General features: G+C 40.9%; 15 protein-coding genes. 5 read left to right on the top strand and 10 right to left on the bottom strand.

The genetic code is table 11. From position 1 onward, the window contains the following. Window position 1: 1 nt before the first annotated feature. Window positions 2-2,491 (top strand): ABC transporter permease, encoded by a 2,490-nt coding sequence (locus tag FTV43_RS00945; RefSeq protein WP_179994669.1) that lies wholly within the window; start codon window positions 2-4, stop codon window positions 2,489-2,491. Between the two features lie 46 nt (window positions 2,492-2,537). Here the strand turns inward: FTV43_RS00945 and FTV43_RS00940 are convergent, their stop codons facing one another. Then, window positions 2,538-3,353: a rhomboid family intramembrane serine protease gene (locus tag FTV43_RS00940; protein WP_179994668.1), complete on the bottom strand. Its 816-nt coding sequence runs from the start codon at window positions 3,351-3,353 to the stop codon at window positions 2,538-2,540. 76 nt (window positions 3,354-3,429) lie between these two features. Between FTV43_RS00940 and mtgA the strand changes: the two genes are divergently transcribed. After that, the gene (gene mtgA / locus FTV43_RS00935) at window positions 3,430-4,104 is read left to right on the top strand and encodes a monofunctional biosynthetic peptidoglycan transglycosylase (RefSeq protein ID WP_004972019.1); all 675 of its coding nucleotides are present in this window, start codon (window positions 3,430-3,432) and stop codon (window positions 4,102-4,104) included. 133 nt (window positions 4,105-4,237) lie between these two features. After that, the gene (gene ppk1, locus FTV43_RS00930) at window positions 4,238-6,319 is read left to right on the top strand and encodes a polyphosphate kinase 1 (RefSeq protein WP_096900973.1); all 2,082 of its coding nucleotides are present in this window, start codon (window positions 4,238-4,240) and stop codon (window positions 6,317-6,319) included. 110 nt (window positions 6,320-6,429) lie between these two features. Here the strand turns inward: ppk1 and FTV43_RS00925 are convergent, their stop codons facing one another. The 5 genes from FTV43_RS00925 to rubA form a co-directional block, all read right to left on the bottom strand. Then, window positions 6,430-7,065, bottom strand: a complete 636-nt coding sequence (locus FTV43_RS00925) for a LuxR C-terminal-related transcriptional regulator (RefSeq protein WP_179994667.1) — start codon at window positions 7,063-7,065, stop codon at window positions 6,430-6,432. A 363-nt stretch (window positions 7,066-7,428) separates the two neighbouring features. Next, complete coding sequence (gene oxyR, locus FTV43_RS00920; RefSeq protein WP_179994666.1) at window positions 7,429-8,334, bottom strand: LysR family transcriptional regulator OxyR; 906 nt, start codon at window positions 8,332-8,334, stop codon at window positions 7,429-7,431. Window positions 8,335-8,347: 13 nt separating this feature from the next. Continuing rightward, on the bottom strand, window positions 8,348-9,286 hold the full coding sequence (locus FTV43_RS00915; RefSeq protein WP_218950759.1) for an alpha/beta fold hydrolase: 939 nt from the start codon (window positions 9,284-9,286) through the stop codon (window positions 8,348-8,350). A 56-nt stretch (window positions 9,287-9,342) separates the two neighbouring features. Continuing rightward, window positions 9,343-10,521, bottom strand: coding sequence for an FAD-dependent oxidoreductase (locus tag FTV43_RS00910; RefSeq protein ID WP_179994665.1), 1,179 nt, complete (start codon window positions 10,519-10,521; stop codon window positions 9,343-9,345). 72 nt (window positions 10,522-10,593) lie between these two features. Continuing rightward, window positions 10,594-10,758 carry a rubredoxin RubA gene (gene rubA, locus FTV43_RS00905; protein ID WP_004972007.1) on the bottom strand — a complete coding sequence of 55 codons (165 nt, stop codon included), beginning with the start codon at window positions 10,756-10,758 and terminating at the stop codon, window positions 10,594-10,596. 495 nt (window positions 10,759-11,253) lie between these two features. On the opposite strand from rubA, the gene FTV43_RS00900 reads away from it, so the two are divergent. Next, entirely contained in the window at window positions 11,254-11,796 is a 543-nt protein-coding gene (locus FTV43_RS00900; protein ID WP_004972003.1) for an adenine phosphoribosyltransferase, read from the top strand. 110 nt (window positions 11,797-11,906) lie between these two features. On the opposite strand, the gene FTV43_RS00895 is transcribed toward FTV43_RS00900, so the two are convergent. Further along, a complete protein-coding gene (locus FTV43_RS00895; protein WP_026438299.1) occupies window positions 11,907-12,413 on the bottom strand; it encodes a YqiA/YcfP family alpha/beta fold hydrolase in 507 nt (168 codons plus the stop codon). A gap of 316 nt (window positions 12,414-12,729) precedes the next feature. Between FTV43_RS00895 and lysS the strand changes: the two genes are divergently transcribed. Then, window positions 12,730-14,256 (top strand): lysine--tRNA ligase, encoded by a 1,527-nt coding sequence (lysS, locus tag FTV43_RS00890; protein WP_096900968.1) that lies wholly within the window; start codon window positions 12,730-12,732, stop codon window positions 14,254-14,256. A 72-nt stretch (window positions 14,257-14,328) separates the two neighbouring features. Here lysS and FTV43_RS00885 read toward each other — a convergent pair whose 3' ends face one another. The 3 genes from FTV43_RS00885 to FTV43_RS00875 all read right to left on the bottom strand — a co-directional run bounded on the left by FTV43_RS00885 (window position 14,329) and on the right by FTV43_RS00875 (window position 15,572). Then, the gene (locus FTV43_RS00885) at window positions 14,329-14,610 is read right to left on the bottom strand and encodes a HigA family addiction module antitoxin (protein ID WP_004971994.1); all 282 of its coding nucleotides are present in this window, start codon (window positions 14,608-14,610) and stop codon (window positions 14,329-14,331) included. Next, window positions 14,607-14,915, bottom strand: coding sequence for a type II toxin-antitoxin system RelE/ParE family toxin (locus FTV43_RS00880; RefSeq protein ID WP_104853185.1), 309 nt, complete (start codon window positions 14,913-14,915; stop codon window positions 14,607-14,609). The genes FTV43_RS00885 and FTV43_RS00880 overlap by 4 nt, the downstream gene beginning before the upstream one ends. A gap of 126 nt (window positions 14,916-15,041) precedes the next feature. After that, window positions 15,042-15,572, bottom strand: a complete 531-nt coding sequence (locus FTV43_RS00875) for a hypothetical protein (RefSeq protein ID WP_096900966.1) — start codon at window positions 15,570-15,572, stop codon at window positions 15,042-15,044. Window positions 15,573-15,915 lie beyond the last annotated feature (343 nt).

The following is a 15,915-nucleotide window of genomic DNA, read 5'->3' as shown; positions in this document are numbered from 1 at the left end:
AATGAATGCACTGTTTCATCCTTTACTCAAGCAAAGCTTTAAAAGCAGCGGTGTGTATTTACTGATTATTGCACTGACTTTAGCCATTAGCGCGACGACTGCTTTAAAATTTAGTAATGAACAAATTCAAAATGCAGTGGCTTTACAGGCTGCTGAAATGTTGGCGGGTGATTTAGTCCTGAGTGACAATGAGCCGATTGCACAAGACTGGCAAGATCAGGCCACAGCACAACGCTTACAACAATCGCATGTAACAGTTTTTAGTTCGATGGCACATACCCAAGACCAATTTGTGATGGTGAATGTTAAAGCCATTGATTCGAGCTTTCCGTTACGTGGTGAGTTAAGGGTGAGTCCTGCATCAGGCAAAATTCAGTCAGGTGAAATTTGGCTAAGTCAGCGCGCTATGGATTTACTTCACGTTAAACTGGGTGAAACAGTAAATATTGCCGATGCAGCATTTACCGTGACTGCCAAAATTGAACATGATTCTAATCAGGAACTCGGTTTTTCAGGTTTTTCGCCGACAGTAATTATTTCACAGGCCGATGTGGCACGTACCCACGCGATTCAAGTGGGTAGCCGCATAGATTACCGTTTGTTGTTGGCAGGCAGCGCCAAAGATACACAAAATTTTGAGCAGTATTTTAAAACACATACACAACAGCCTGCACAGGCACAGCAAACGGCCAGCCCTGAACAAAACTTTGAAGAACAAAGTAGTTTAAGACTACGCAATGCCAGTGAAGGCAATACTCGCTTAATGCGCCCCATTGCCAATTTAGATACCTTTTTACAGTTAGCGAATATCCTGACCATTTTATTGTGTGGGATTGCGATTGGTTTGACCAGTCAGCGCTATGTGCAACAAAATCAGGATCATATCGCCTTATTACGTTGTATTGGTGCAAGTAAACGACAAATTTTAGCCGCTTATTTGGCTTTGCTTGCTTTGGTCTTAATTATCGCTATGGGCATTGGCAGTATTTTGGGCGTGACCTTGGGCTATGCTTTGTTGCAAATCATGCTGCAACTGATTCCGCACCTGGAAATTCAATTTTCAGCCATGGCAATGTTGCTTGGGCCATTGCCAATCGCCATGCTCACCAGTGCTGTGGTGTTGTTGGGTTTTGTGCTGCCTAATTTATTGCAATTGCTGAATACCGCACCGATTCGCGTGATTCGCCAACAAGACAAAAGCATGCGCGCTTGGTGGTGGATGTTGCTTACAGGGACGCTAAGTCTAATCGTATTTTGTGTGGTCTTGACCGAAAGTTTAGTGCTTAGTACATGGGTGATTGGTGCGATTATTGCGCTGTGCGTATTGCTGTATGGAGTGGTGTGGAGTTTATTAAAATTATTGCGTCATTCTAAAGGCAGACTCGCAGCGTATATTCGTGCGCCTGCTGTCACGGCATTTCAAATTACTGCATTGGCTTTAGGATTAAGTTTAATTACGGTACTTGCAGTGTTGCGTACCGACCTGCTAGATCGTTGGCAGCAGCAATTGCCCGAAGGAACACCCAATCAGTTTGTTTACGGCTTGCCACCGTTTGATATGCCTGAGTTTCAACAACAATTAACGCAGCAGCAGTGGCACAGCACGCCACTTTATCCAAATATACGTGGGCGTTTGGTCGCCAAAAATGATCAACCTTTTGCCGACGCCTTAATTCAGCAAAGCAATACGTTAAGACGCGAACTCAACCTGACACAGTCTGACCGTTATCCTGCCGATAATATCATTGTAAATGGGCAAGCCAATTTCAGTGCAGTGGGACAAGTGTCAGTAGAAGCAGATACGGCTGCCGAGTTGGGCATTCAAATTGGTGATCGACTCAGTTTTAATTTGCCTGAAGGCATCCTACAAGCCAAAGTCATTAATTTGCGCACGGTGGAATGGGAAAGTTTTAGCCCTAACTTTTTCTTTATTTTTTCACCGCACACTATGGATGAAAATGCAGGCAGTTATTTGGGCAGTTTCTATGTGCCTGAAGCAGATAAACCGAAACTAATTCAATTGATTCAGCAATTTGCCAACACAGTGTTTATTGATGTCAGCCTAATTTTGGATGAAATTAAACGCATTGTGAATGTGTTGGTGCAGATCATCACCATTTTAGCCATTTTGGTGAGTGTGTCTGGGCTGTTGGTATTAATCGCGTGTTTAAACTTGCTGATGGATGAGCGCAAACGCGAAGTCGCATTACTGCGTTCTTTTGGTAGTTCTAAACAAAAACTCAAACGTATGTTGAGTCTGGAAATCGGTTTTATGGGCTTTATAGCGGGAATAGTGGCGTGTTTATTTGCCGAAGTCATTAGTGCTGTTGCCAGTTACCGCATGGATTTAATGCTGCAACCACATTGGGAAATCTGGCTGATTTTGCCTGTATTTATGACCGTGCTGTGTGCCTTGATTGGACGTTATCGTTTAAGTTATTTATGCGATATTCCGCCACTGCAAAGTTTAAGGGAGATGAATCAGTCCTGATTCATATCTAGTTGATGTTGTTTTACTTGCTGTAAAGGTTGATTGTTCAACCCAGACTGCGTTGCATCATGCTAAGCAGTTCTTGCCAAAGGGGTTGAATTGGAGCAAGCAGTTTATGGCAATACCAGTAAAATGCAGCACAACCCAATGGTGCAAGGAGCATCGCAAAACTGTTCACTAAGTTACTGTGTTTGCTGCATTGTCCAAGGTACCAAATGAGTGTCATGGCTGCGCCCATGAGCATGCCGCCAATATGTGCAGCATTATTAATGCCACTGATCATAAAGCCCATACCTAAGTTCAGTGCCATCACCATCACCAAAGTCTTGCCATCCAACAGAAATTTTTGGCGAGGTAATTGGGGCAATAACGCCAATACCGTCAGTGCAGCTCCAAGTCCCATCACTGCACCCGATGCACCTGCACCCACGCTAGGTAACAGCTTTGGATTAGCGACACCTTGTTCGAGCAGGGTATAGCTGTCTTGAATGCTGACATAGCCACTAAGCAGGCTACCCATCAAACCTGCGCAAACATATAACACTATAAAATAGACACGCCCAAACAACTGTTCACTGACGCTGCCAAAAATATACAAGGCCCACATATTTAACATTAAATGTACTAAACCGAAATGAAAAAACATGCTGCTGAACAGGCGAATGGGTTCCGCCAAAAAGGTTAAAGGTGCATAATCAGCACCGCAGCGTATTGCATCTTGCGGGCTAGGATTGCTAATGTTCATGCCGTTGAGCACTTGCCATGCAAACAAAGCCACGTTTATTGCAATCAGGGCTGCGGTAATCCACCACAGGTGAATTTCAACTTTATTGTTGCGCAGGTTTGGGGGATGTTGGGACATATATTTGAATATTGTGTCGTAGTGATCAATCTAAGCTTAACACGAAAAAATAACGCTTCAGGAGCCATGCACCAAGATGAAAGCTTTTTTTATACGAACTTTGTTAATTCTTGTCAGTGTGGTGCTTTTGGTTCAATTATGGATTTTTAGCAGCTTGGTGTGGTGGCGTACGCAGCCTGTGCAATCGACCATGATGATGCGTTTGGATTATTGGGCTGAACCGAGTAAGCCTATACAACATCAATGGCGCGACTATGACCAACTCAGTGATAATTTAAAGCGAGCTGTGGTGACTGCCGAAGATGGCAAATTTATGCAACATCATGGCTTTGACTGGGAAGGTATTCAAACTGCGCTGGAACGGAACAAAGATGAAGGCAAGGTTGTTGCAGGTGGTTCCACAATTTCTCAGCAGCTCGCCAAGAATTTGTTTTTATACAATAAGCGATCTTTTTTGCGTAAAGGGCAAGAAGTTGTGGCGACATGGATGATGGAACGCATGTGGTCAAAGCAGCGTATTTTAGAGGTCTATCTCAACTCGGTAGAATTTGGCGATAATATTTATGGTGCCGAAGCTGCGGCACAGCATTATTTTGGCAAAAGTGCAAAAAGTTTAAGCCGTGATCAAGCAATTTTCTTGGCTGCGATTTTAACCAATCCAAAATATTTTCAGGAACATCGTAATGCGGGGGCATTAAAAGCCCGTAAACAGATGGTGCAGCGCTATATGCGTTATGCGGAAATTCCCTAAATTGAGCGAAAACAAACTATAAAATGTGAAAATATCCACAAAGCCTAATTTTTTAGGCTTTTTTTATGAAAATGTCACAAAATTGAAGCATACTTGTAGCAGTGCCAAACATTTTAAAAAAGCATAGGTGGGTATGAATACGGCAACAGGCGCGACTCCTGCGCAAACAGAATATACATATAATGATCGCTACATTAACCGCGAACTGTCTATTTTAGATTTCCATTTGCGCGTGCTTGAGCAAGCTGTCGATCCGTTGCATCCTTTGTTGGAACGCATGAACTTCCTGCTGATTTTTTCACGTAACTTGGATGAGTTTTTTGAAATTCGTGTTGCGGGCATGATGGAACAATTGGACTTGGGCAATGAAAGCCGAAGCCCAGATGGTTTAACACCTAAACAAGTGTTAGATCAAATTTCTAAAACAGCACATGCTGCTATTGAACGCCAGTACCGTATTTTAAATCAGGAAATTTTGCCAAAATTACGTGAAGAAGACATTTGTTTCTTACGTCGTGGTGAATTAACCCCTGCACAATCGGCATGGGTGAAAAAATATTTCCAAGAGCAAGTTGCCCCTGTATTAACCCCAATTAGCCTAGACCCTGCACATCCATTTCCACGTTTGGTCAATAAAAGTCTGAATTTTATTGTGACTTTAGAAGGGAAAGATGCTTTTGGTCGTCAAATTGATTTGGCGGTTGTTCCTGCACCACGTTCATTACCACGTGTAGTTCGTTTACCCGATGAACTTACAGGCGGTAAAGAGCACCACGTCATGCTTTCAGCAATTATTCATGAGCATGTGTCTGACTTATTCCCGGGCATGACTGCGACTGGATGCTATCAATTCCGTGTGACCCGTAATGCAGATTTGGCCTTAAATGAAGATGTAGAAGACTTGGCCAAAGCCCTAAAAGGCGAATTAAACTCACGCCGTTTTGGTCGTGCGGTACGTTTAGAAGTAACGCACAACTGCCCGAAAGCCATTTATGATTATTTGCTAGATGAGTTCGATCTTGAAGAAGAACAACTTTATAAAGTAGATGGCCCAGTGAACTTGGCGCGTTTATTGTCTAATTTTAAACGTCCACATTTACGTTATGATTCACATACACCCGCCATTCCAAAGGTGTTAAAAAAGTCTGAAAATATTTTTTCAGCGATGCAAAAGCAAGACATTTTATTACACCATCCGTTTGAATCTTTTGCACCCGTGATTAACTTGCTGCGTGAAGCTGCACGTGATCCACAAGTCTTGGCAATCAAACAAACTTTATATCGTAGTGGCGCAGATTCTGAAATTGTACAAGTGCTTGCAGAGGCTGCACGAAACGGTAAAGAAGTGACTGCGGTGATTGAACTGCGTGCACGTTTTGATGAAGAATCTAACATTGCTGTGGCTAACGTGTTGCAAGAAGCGGGCGCTGTGGTTGTGTACGGTATTGTGGGGTATAAAACCCACGCCAAAATGATTTTGGTGGTGCGCCGTGAAAATAATAAATTGGTGCGTTATGTACATTTAGGCACAGGTAACTACCACGCAGGCAATGCGCGTATTTATACCGACTATGGTTTACTGACCACAGACAAAGAGCTGTGTGAAGATGTGCATCGTATTTTCCAAGAGCTAACAGGCATGGGTAAAATGGCAAAACTGAAAAAGTTGTTGCATGCACCATTTACCCTGCACGCACAGTTGGTGAATTATATTGATGAAGAAATTGCCAATGCTAAAGCAGGTAAGCCCGCACAAATTATTGTGAAAGTGAATGCACTGACTGAAATGCAATTGATCAATAAATTGTACGAGGCGTCTCAGGCGGGTGTGCAAATTGATCTCATCATCCGTTCAATTTGCTGCTTGCGCCCAGGTTTGCCGGGCTTATCGGAAAATATCCGTGTGCGTTCGATTGTCGGACGTTTCCTTGAACATACCCGTGTCTATTATTTCTCTAATAATGGCAATCCACGTATTTATTGTTCAAGTGCTGACTGGATGGATCGTAACTTATTTAACCGCGTTGAAGCGTGTTTCCCAATTGAAGATCCAGCTTTGAAAAAGCGTATTTATGAGCAAGGTTTATTGACCTACATGCAAGACAATCAACAGGCGTGGCTGTTGCAGGGTGATGGAACTTGGGTGCGTGTAAAAGCAGCTGAGGGTGAAGAACCACACAATGCGCAGCGTATCCTGACCGATAGTATTGTTTAGTTTCAAACATTTATAACAGGTAAAAAGAGCGATGCCAGACATCGCTCTTTTTTTGTTTCTAATATTTATTTAAGACTTATATTTTTGATTGATATTTATTGATCAATAATTTAAGAAAAACAGCACATCGCATCATCCGCATTCATAATTTTCCGATAAATACTTTTTACATAACCATGCACCAGTTGTTCGGATGCATTTAGGTTGGCTGCTACTTGTTGTGAGGGCAAACCTTGCCCTGAAAGCGTCAATATTTCATGTTCAGTTTTAGAGAGTGCCAAAGAATGGCCATGTGCGACAATGGATTGTTCGCAGGCTAAAATTTCATTGGCCAAGTTGACATCTAGCGGTGAGCCACCACGTAAAATAGTGCGAATCTGGTTTTGCATGCCTGTAGCAGATTGGTCGCTAAAGACATAGGCTGAAATGCCTAAATGGATGGCTTGTAGCAATTGTTTGGGCATACTGGAAGGCAGCACTGCCACAATTAAGGTGTCTTTACGGAAATGTTTGAGATTTTGAATAAAATCAATTTGAGCTTTTGACCAAGACTGTAAATTGATAAATACCAAATTAGGTAAATGTTGCTGCACCATCAACACTGCATTTGCGAGCGATGAGCTACAAAGCAAAACCTCTTTAGGGTAGCCAAAATTTTGTAAAATGTGGCTTAAATTTTTTAGTGCTTCTACCTGATCATCAATCAGCAGAACAGGCACAGGTAAAATGAGATCTCTGTGAATCATGGCAATTACTCCTGTGCTGTTCTATAAATAATTTTGATAAATAGATTGTGCGTGATATTGCTGTAACTGAATATCCTTAAATATAGTGATTTTTATATAAAAAGGGTAAATATAAGTAATTGTTGCTGAATATGTTTTTTGAAATGTGTTGAAAACGTGAGTAATGTAACTCGATACCGTTCTTTCGTTCAGTGGTAAGAGTGAATTGTTGAATTTGTGATGAATCTCACATTTTAAAACTTATTCATATTTATAAGTCACTTAAATCATAGTGAACTGCAAAAACAATACGCATTTTTGAACGAAAAATAAAAAAGGAGCCATGTTGGCTCCTTAATGAAATGTTGGATCGTGTGTCTAAATTTAGACTGCGTTTTGAGTGATTTTCTGTAAAATCTGCAGCAAAACGTCAAATTCACTTTGTAATGGCGTGCTTTTACGCGTCACTAAAGCCAAAGTACGGCTTGGTGCAGCCTCAATACTTTTGATCTGTAAATCTGGATTCGATTTGATCATGGCATTATGAATTGCAATTTCAGGCAATAGGGTAAAGCCTAAATTTGCAGACACCATTTCAACCAAGGTCGGCAAAGAGCTGGCTTTTAAACGATGATCGTTTTTGCGTTCACCAATCGGGCAAGCACTTAAAGTGTGATCACGTAAGCAATGACCTTCTTCAAGTAGCATTAAACGCGATAAATCCAAATCATCTAAAGAATTGGCCTGCGCCGATTTTTGATCGCCCTTGTGATAAACCAAGAACAAATCTTCTTTAGAAATTTCAGCCACTTTCAAACCACGCGTATCGAATGGCAGGGCTAACACCACCATATCTAAATTGCCGTGTTCCAGTTTTTCGACAATTTTTTCACTTTGCGCTTCGTGTAAATGCAATTGAATTTTAGGTAGCTGCTTATGCACTTCATTTAACAGTTGCGCCAAAATAAATGGGGCAATGGTTGGAATCACGCCTAAGTGTAAATCACCTGTGAGAGGCTCACTCATTTCACGGCTTAAACGCATTAAGTCCTGTGCATCTGCTAACAGAACACGGGCGCGTGCTACGACTTGTTCACCCAATGGGGTTAAACGTACATTCTGTCGATCACGTTCTACCAGTACGCCGCCAAGCAGGCGCTCCAGTTCCATGATCCCGCCAGACAAAGTCGACTGAGTTACAAAAGAACGGCGAGCCGCTTCTGTAAAATGTAACGTTTCAGACAGTGTAACGAGGTATGACAGCTGTCTTAAAGATGGTAATGCAGCCATAGTGTCCTAATGATTATGATTTAAAGTGGTGAGCAAACAGTTCGCTAAGATGAGGAATAAAGTGTGGAGGAATATCATGCCCCATTCCTTTGATTAATTCAAACTTAGCGCCCGGAATCGCTTTCGCAACAGCCTTACCATGCCCTGGTGGGAGCAAACGATCTTGCGAACCATGTACCACAAGGGTAGGTTGCTGAATTTGTTTGTCCAGTTGTAGCAACGAGCCTGTACATAATATTGCTAAAAACTGTTGAAGTACACCCGCAGGGTAATAACTTCGCTGATATAATTTGCGTGCAGTTTGCATCGTTTCGAGTTGATTCACATAGCCAGGTGAGCCTATCACCTTAAAGAGTTTTAAACTATGATCAACAATGCCATTTTCATCTTGTGATTTTGGTCTTTCTAGCAAGCTGAACAGTTGTTTCGGAAATGGTGGTGGTAAAAAAGGCTGGTTATTACTGGTAAATAATAAGCCTAAATTATTCACGCGATCTGCATATTTGGCTGCCAAAATTTGTGCAATCATGCCGCCCATAGAAGCACCAATCACCTCGGTCTTTTCAATGCCTAAGCGCTCTAATAGCAATGCAGCATCATCCGCCATATCAAATAAGTTATAAGGCGCACCGTGGTTTTGCAGACCTAAGCTAAAACGCCCCATCATTTTATAGGTGTTCAGACGTGAACCTTTGTGGCGAATTTTGGATGACAAACCAATATCGCGGTTGTCATAGCGAATGACACGATAGCCCTGATCAATCAGTGATTTACAAAAGAAATCGGGCCAGTACAACATTTGTGCGCCTAAACCCATAATCAGCAAAATAGGTGGATCTTCAGTTTTGCCGCCCACTTCGACATGCAGCTGAATTCCGTTGCCTAAATCGACTTTGGTTTCGTGCATAAATGCCGTATAGGGCGATGTGGTGAACTGAAGTGCACTATTCATGTTGTGATCCTCATGTCAGGCAAGGGCGAAATCAATCGCCCTTTATTGTTTTTATTTTATTCCGATACAGGCAATAAGTCTGGCACTAATTTGGTCAAACTCAAGCGTTGTTTGGCCGCTGTTGCGCCTAATAGGACAAAGCCACGTAAGGTATCGGTTTGGTCATAGGCTCTGGCAATCATGCCATCGTCAAATTCTTCGGTATGCCAGTTGACATCTACCCCTAGTGGCGCAGGTAAAACGGTCAGTGGTGCAGCAGGTGTTTTCACTGCAACAGGCATGGCAGGGTAGTGTACCTGAGTAGTTTCACCATTTAAGGTTTTGGCTAAGGCACGTGCTTGCTGCATGATTGGCATCACATACGGCAATAAAATACCATTCACTTCCGCACAGTCACCTACTGCATAGATATCAGCTTGGCTGGTTTCAAGTTGCGCATTGGTTAAGACCCCACGACTGGTTTCGATGCCTGCTGTTTTAGCCAAAGCAATGTTTGGTTGTAAACCAATCGCAGACAGTACCACATCGGCAATTAAAGACTGACCGCTGGTAATGGTCACTAAATAGTCGTTATTTTTAATTTTTGAAACTTTTTCAACGGTTGTGCCCAATACAAAATGGATGCCCGTTTCTTCTAGGTTTTGTTTAAAGGCGCTGGCTACATAGTCTGGCAATAAACGACCTAGCGGTTGTGGTGCAAGGTCAATCACTGTGACTTGGTGTCCTGTTTGCTGCAAGTCATTGGCAAATTCACAACCAATTAAACCCGCACCTAAAATCACCACACGTTTGTCTTGACGTTGTTCAAGCTGTTGGCGAAATGCAGTGTAATCACTTAAATTATTCACCACATGAATATCATCACTGCCATCGCCTGCAATCGCTAAACGCACAGGATTCGCACCCACTGCCAAAACCAATTTAGAATAAGGTTGTTGGCTGCTCACACCCTCTTTTTCTAATTCAAGTACATGCGCTTCTGCATCAATTGCTTTAACCCAAGTGTGGGTTTCAATACGCATATTGAGTTGGCTTGCCATTTTAGCTGCATCGCCCAATGCAATTTGAGCAGGGGCTTTATTGCCCGCCAATGCGTTAGATAAAGTTGGTTTGGCATAATTGGCAGCATCATCTGCACAAATCATGACTAACTCTTGTTCTGCATTTAGCTTACGAAACTCGCGTGCAACAGTATAACCTGCCATGCCTGAACCAATAATAACGATAGGATGCATAAGGTGTACTCCAAATGAGGGCATAGAAATTGGCGTTAAAAAAAGACCATCGGACATGGTCTTTTCGTGGTCTTAAACTTCAATCATTTCAAAATCAGCTTTAGAAACGCCGCAGTCTGGGCAAGTCCAGTCATCAGGAATATCTTCCCATAATGTACCTGCCACAATACCATCTTGAGGCCAGCCTTCTGCTTCGTCATAAATCCATCCACAAACGATGCATTGATATTTTTTCATTCAATTCTCCATAAACCGATCTTTAAATTTCCAGATCAGCAAAAAACTTATCTACGACTAGTTGTATGATATATCTATTTGATTAAATTTTTACGCAGTTATACGGCTAAAGTAAAGTAAATAAGCGATTTTAATCTGTGCTTTTATAGAATGAATAGCTGCATGGGACATAACCGCGCAGAAAAGACCTCTTTTGATATAGATACGGCATTGTAATGAGAGAATGGCTGCAGGAAAAATCACGTTTTTATGCGTTTAAATGCCATTTAAGACCTTGGTCGTACAGTAAAAGTCTTATATTTTTGCTATTTTATTATGGAATAAATATATATTAATATTTTTAAGTATTTTTTAAGTATATTAAAGTTTATATAAATCAAAACCTTGTAGTGTTTTGATGCGTGATTGATGGCAGTCTTGCCGATTCGATCACTAGCCTTATGTGAAAATAAACGGTAAAATTCAACCATTCTTTAGTCACATTTCTGATCTTCCATGAGCAATTTGTCTACTTTTTTGTGGTCGCATATTCGTACAGTTCCTCATTTTCCAAAACCAGGCGTAGATTTTTATGATTTAACGCCTTTGTTTATGAATAATTTGGATTCATTAACAGATGCTTTAATTGCCAGCATTCCTGCAGAAAAATTAGCTGAAGTTGAAAGCTTTATTGCAGTAGAAGCACGTGGTTTTGTATTGGCGAGCCTTTTGGCACAGCGTACAGGCAAAGGTTTGGTACTTGTGCGTAAAGCAGGTAAATTGCCACCACCAGTTGTGGGTGTGGGTTATAGCTTAGAATACGGTTTAGACCGTTTAGAAATGGCTGCCGATGTGCAAGCGCAAAAAGTCATTATTGTAGATGATGTATTGGCGACAGGTGGCACTTTAAAAGCAGTGAAACAATTGGCTGAAAAATGTAATCATCAAGTTTTAGGTGCAAGCATTTTCCTAGACTTACCAGATTTACACAAAAATTTAGGTTTAGATATTTGGTCCGTATTGGACAATAAATCTAAACCAGAACAAGCAGTGGCTTAATCCTTTTAAGTTATTGTAACTGCTGTAAAAAAGCCTGATCTCCATAGTTGTGATCAGGCTTTTTTAATGGGTGATGTTTAATTGATTATTTTTAATGGATAGCTTTGACTTTATTTGGCAAGATAAGCTTGTTCGATTTGCTGAATACAAGAATTAATATTTTCTGGATGCAATAAGCGATGATGCCCAGACTCAAAAGTAGAGGTCTGCATATAGTTTTCTAAAAATGCTTGCGCGGCATGCATATCCAAAATTTCATCGCCCAATTCTAAATAAGCCAATTGTGGAATATCGTGCTGCAAGTCATCATCTGAAATTGCAGGATAGTCATTGCGAAACGTGGGAGCTAAACTTGGATTTGCCACCACACACGGAATATGGTGCGACAAAGACATTTTGAGTGCCCAATAGCCGCCTAGACTATGTCCCACCAAAATTTCAGGCTTAATTTTTTGAATGATATTGTGATAAAAATCGGCAACAGTTTGATAATTTAAGTTGCGATAATCGACATTGATACAAAATTTTTGTTTTGCATCTATGGCATGGAATTTAGTCGACTCCCGCGAGGAATCTAATCCATGTAAAAACAAGACTTTTAAAGCACATGTATTCATTGCCAGATTCACAAAGTTAAACATCTTGAGTCAAACTGAGCCTAAAGATAAAGTGGATAGAAAATAAAATATTTAGACTGATACATCAGCAGGTTTGAAAACAGCAAAATACGGTCTTTTTCATCTATTTTCTGAACAATATTGTAGTGCGCTTAGCCTGAGAAAGAAGTTAGCTTTTGGTCTAAGTCTACAAAAAATCACAAAAGCAAGTGGCAATTTAAAAAATAAATTGCTCGAGTCAGAGAAGGCATACGAAATCGTGTCTAAATCTGCTATTCTATTGAACTTCTTTTTTTAGTAATTATTCGAGGCAGAGATGACGCAACATAACGCTCAATCGACTTCTGAACCCACTATTTCCGAAAACGATTTAATTGCGCAGCGTCATGCCAAGTTAAAGCAAATTCAAGAACAAGCGCAGGCGAAGGGAACTAGCCCTTGGCCAAATACGTTTAAGCGTGAAAACTACGCAGAAGATTTGCAGGCACAATTCGCAGAAGTTTCTAAAGAAGAAATTGAAGCAGGCGAAAAAGTGTATGTGTCTGTAGCAGGTCGTGTGATGTTGAACCGCGGTTCATTCATCGTAATTCAAGACATGACAGGTCGTATTCAGTTGTATGTGGCGCGTAAAGAACTTAGTGCTGAAACATTAGAGACGATCAAGAGCCTAGATTTGGGCGATATTATCGCAGTGAAAGGCTATATTGGTCGTTCAGGCAAAGGCGATTTATATGTTCATATTCAACATTTTGAATTGTTGACCAAATCTTTACGTCCATTACCAGACAAATATCATGGTTTAAGCGATACCGAAGCGAAATATCGTAAGCGTTATTTAGACTTAATCGTAAATGAAGACACCCGTAAAACCTTTGAAATTCGTGCCAAAGTGGTTTCGGGTATTCGTGCATTTTTAACTGAACAGCGTTTTATGGAAGTTGAAACGCCAATGATGCATGTGATTCCTGGCGGTGCATCGGCACGTCCATTTGAAACGCATCATAATGCTTTAGATATGCCGTTATTCTTGCGTATTGCGCCTGAATTATATTTAAAGCGTTTAGTGGTTGGCGGTTTTGAACGTGTGTTTGAAATTAACCGTAACTTCCGTAATGAAGGGGTGTCTACACGTCATAACCCTGAATTTACCATGATCGAATTCTACCAAGCTTATGCCGACTATAAAGATTTGATGGCATTGACTGAGCAAATGCTAGAAAAACTGGCTTTGGATATTTTGGGTACTACCGATGTGCCGTATGGCGATGAAGTGTATAGCTTCAAAGGCCCATTCAAGAAAATTTCTATGTTTGATGCCATTCTTGAGCATAATCCACAATTCACGCCAGAAAATGTTAATGACCGTGATTTCTTGGCTAAATTTGTGCAGGAAGAATTGAAAGAACAGGTGAAGCCTGGTTTTGGTTTGGGCAAACTACAAACCATCGTGTTTGAAGAAACCGTAGAAACTCAATTACGTCAGCCGACTTTCATTACAGAATATCCTGCAGAAACGTCGCCTTTGGCACGTCGTAATGACGATAACCCACACATTACTGACCGTTTTGAGTTCTTTATTGGTGGTCGTGAATTGGCGAATGGTTTCTCAGAATTAAATGACCCGATTGACCAAGCTGAGCGTTTCCAAGCACAGGTTGCAGAAAAAGACGCAGGCGATGATGAAGCGATGCATTACGATGCAGACTTTGTTGAAGCTTTGGAATACGGCTTACCACCAACTGCAGGTGAGGGCATCGGGATTGACCGTTTGGTTATGTTGTTTGCCAACGCTGCGAGTATCCGTGATGTGATTTTATTCCCACACATGCGTCATAAAAACTAAGTTTTAGCGCATCGTTGACGACATAAAAAACAACCTGCAGAAATGCAGGTTGTTTTTTGTTGTAACTTAAAGTTAAACACTTGCCACCAATTTTTTGATCATAGGTCGCTGGCGTTGACTGGCAAGCCATAAATCATGCTGCATTTGTAAATTCAACCAAAACTCTGGTGAGGTTTCTAAGGCTTCACTCAAACGAATCGCCATATCTGCAGAAATTCCAGTATGACCATTCAAAATGCGAGATAGGTTTGCACGTGTCACTCCAAGTGCTTGAGCCACTTCAGTCACAGAAGTTTCACCAATATATTCGCGCAACATTTCGCCCGGATGAGGTGCATTAAACATCATATTCATCTTTGTACTCCTGCGCTAGAAGCTATGTGATAATCCAAATAATCTACAATGTAGACATCACCATCTTCAAATTTAAAAATTACACGCCAATTACCATTTACTGTTAGTGACCATTGATCTTGTAGATTTGCACTCAATTTATGTAAACGCCAATTGGGTGGAGTTCGCAAATCATTCACCGTAGATGCAGCATGTAGTGCTGCAAGTATTAAACGTAATTTTGTAGAATGCGCTGCTTGAATACCTGCTGTTGAACCAGTTTGGAAAAAAGCCTGAAGACCTTTATGTTTAAAACTCTTAATCAAGCCTTAGTATCCAAGTGTATTGTGTATATGTACAGTATGCGATAATTTCGAGTTTAATCAATCAACCAGTTTTGGCGGGGTTTAAGTGCATCTTGCGTAATCCGCAGAAACTTAAAGTGATGATGCTTATAACAACGCCGTTTGAATCCGTACTTTCATCTCTAAAGCTTGCTGCAAAATATGCGCTTTCATCCAAGTTACTTGTGTACCCATGGGGTTGGTTTTAATAGCAGTGTTTAAGAAATCCAGTTTTTCTTGCGAAAATAATTGCGTTTCAATCGCTTGATGCAGTTCTGCCGTGGTTGCATTTAAAGGCACATCTACCAAATAAAAACCTTTAGGATAATTATAAAATGCATACATTAAGTTAAAGGCTTTTTGTTCGGCCTTTAAATTGCCCGCACCAATTTCATAGCTGCGGTCTTGATTGCTATGCGTCACGCCTATTAAAAAGGAGAGTTGTTGATCACGGCAACGCAAACCAAATTGCAGCCCAATCTGATCTGCACTGAGTTCATGTTGCACAAAAACATTCAGCATTGAAGCATCATCGTTTAAAGGCTCTTGTAGGACGAGTAGCTCAGGGCTGTGCTGATACAAAAAACCAGCCAGCTGCGCCTGTTCAAGTTTGGATTTGATCTGTTCAATCTGTGGCATGGGAGCATCTTAAAAATAAAAAAATATGTTTTTACTTTAAGCATTTTTTGTTCATGCTTGAAGCACTGAATTAGATGAATAATCTATGAAGTTATTCAAAAATGAGCAGCTTGTAAGCGCGATTTGTATGTATCAAACGTAGCGAGAATGACGTTAAATTTCAATATATGATGGAATAAACTATTGATTAAATAAAACTTATACTGCTTATTGGTTTTCTTTTATATGAGCTTTTTGCATATAAATATAATAAAACAAGCAATAGTCTGCATAACTAAGTCACTATAATGAAAATCAAATTCTATCTGTGTTATTCGTACACAAGTTTAAGTACATCTGGTGT

This window comes from Acinetobacter sp. YH16053, assembly GCF_013417035.1.
Taxonomy (GTDB): domain Bacteria; phylum Pseudomonadota; class Gammaproteobacteria; order Pseudomonadales; family Moraxellaceae; genus Acinetobacter; species Acinetobacter towneri.
The sequence above is the reverse complement of the archived record's forward strand: the minus strand, read 5'-3'. Positions and strand labels throughout refer to the sequence as shown.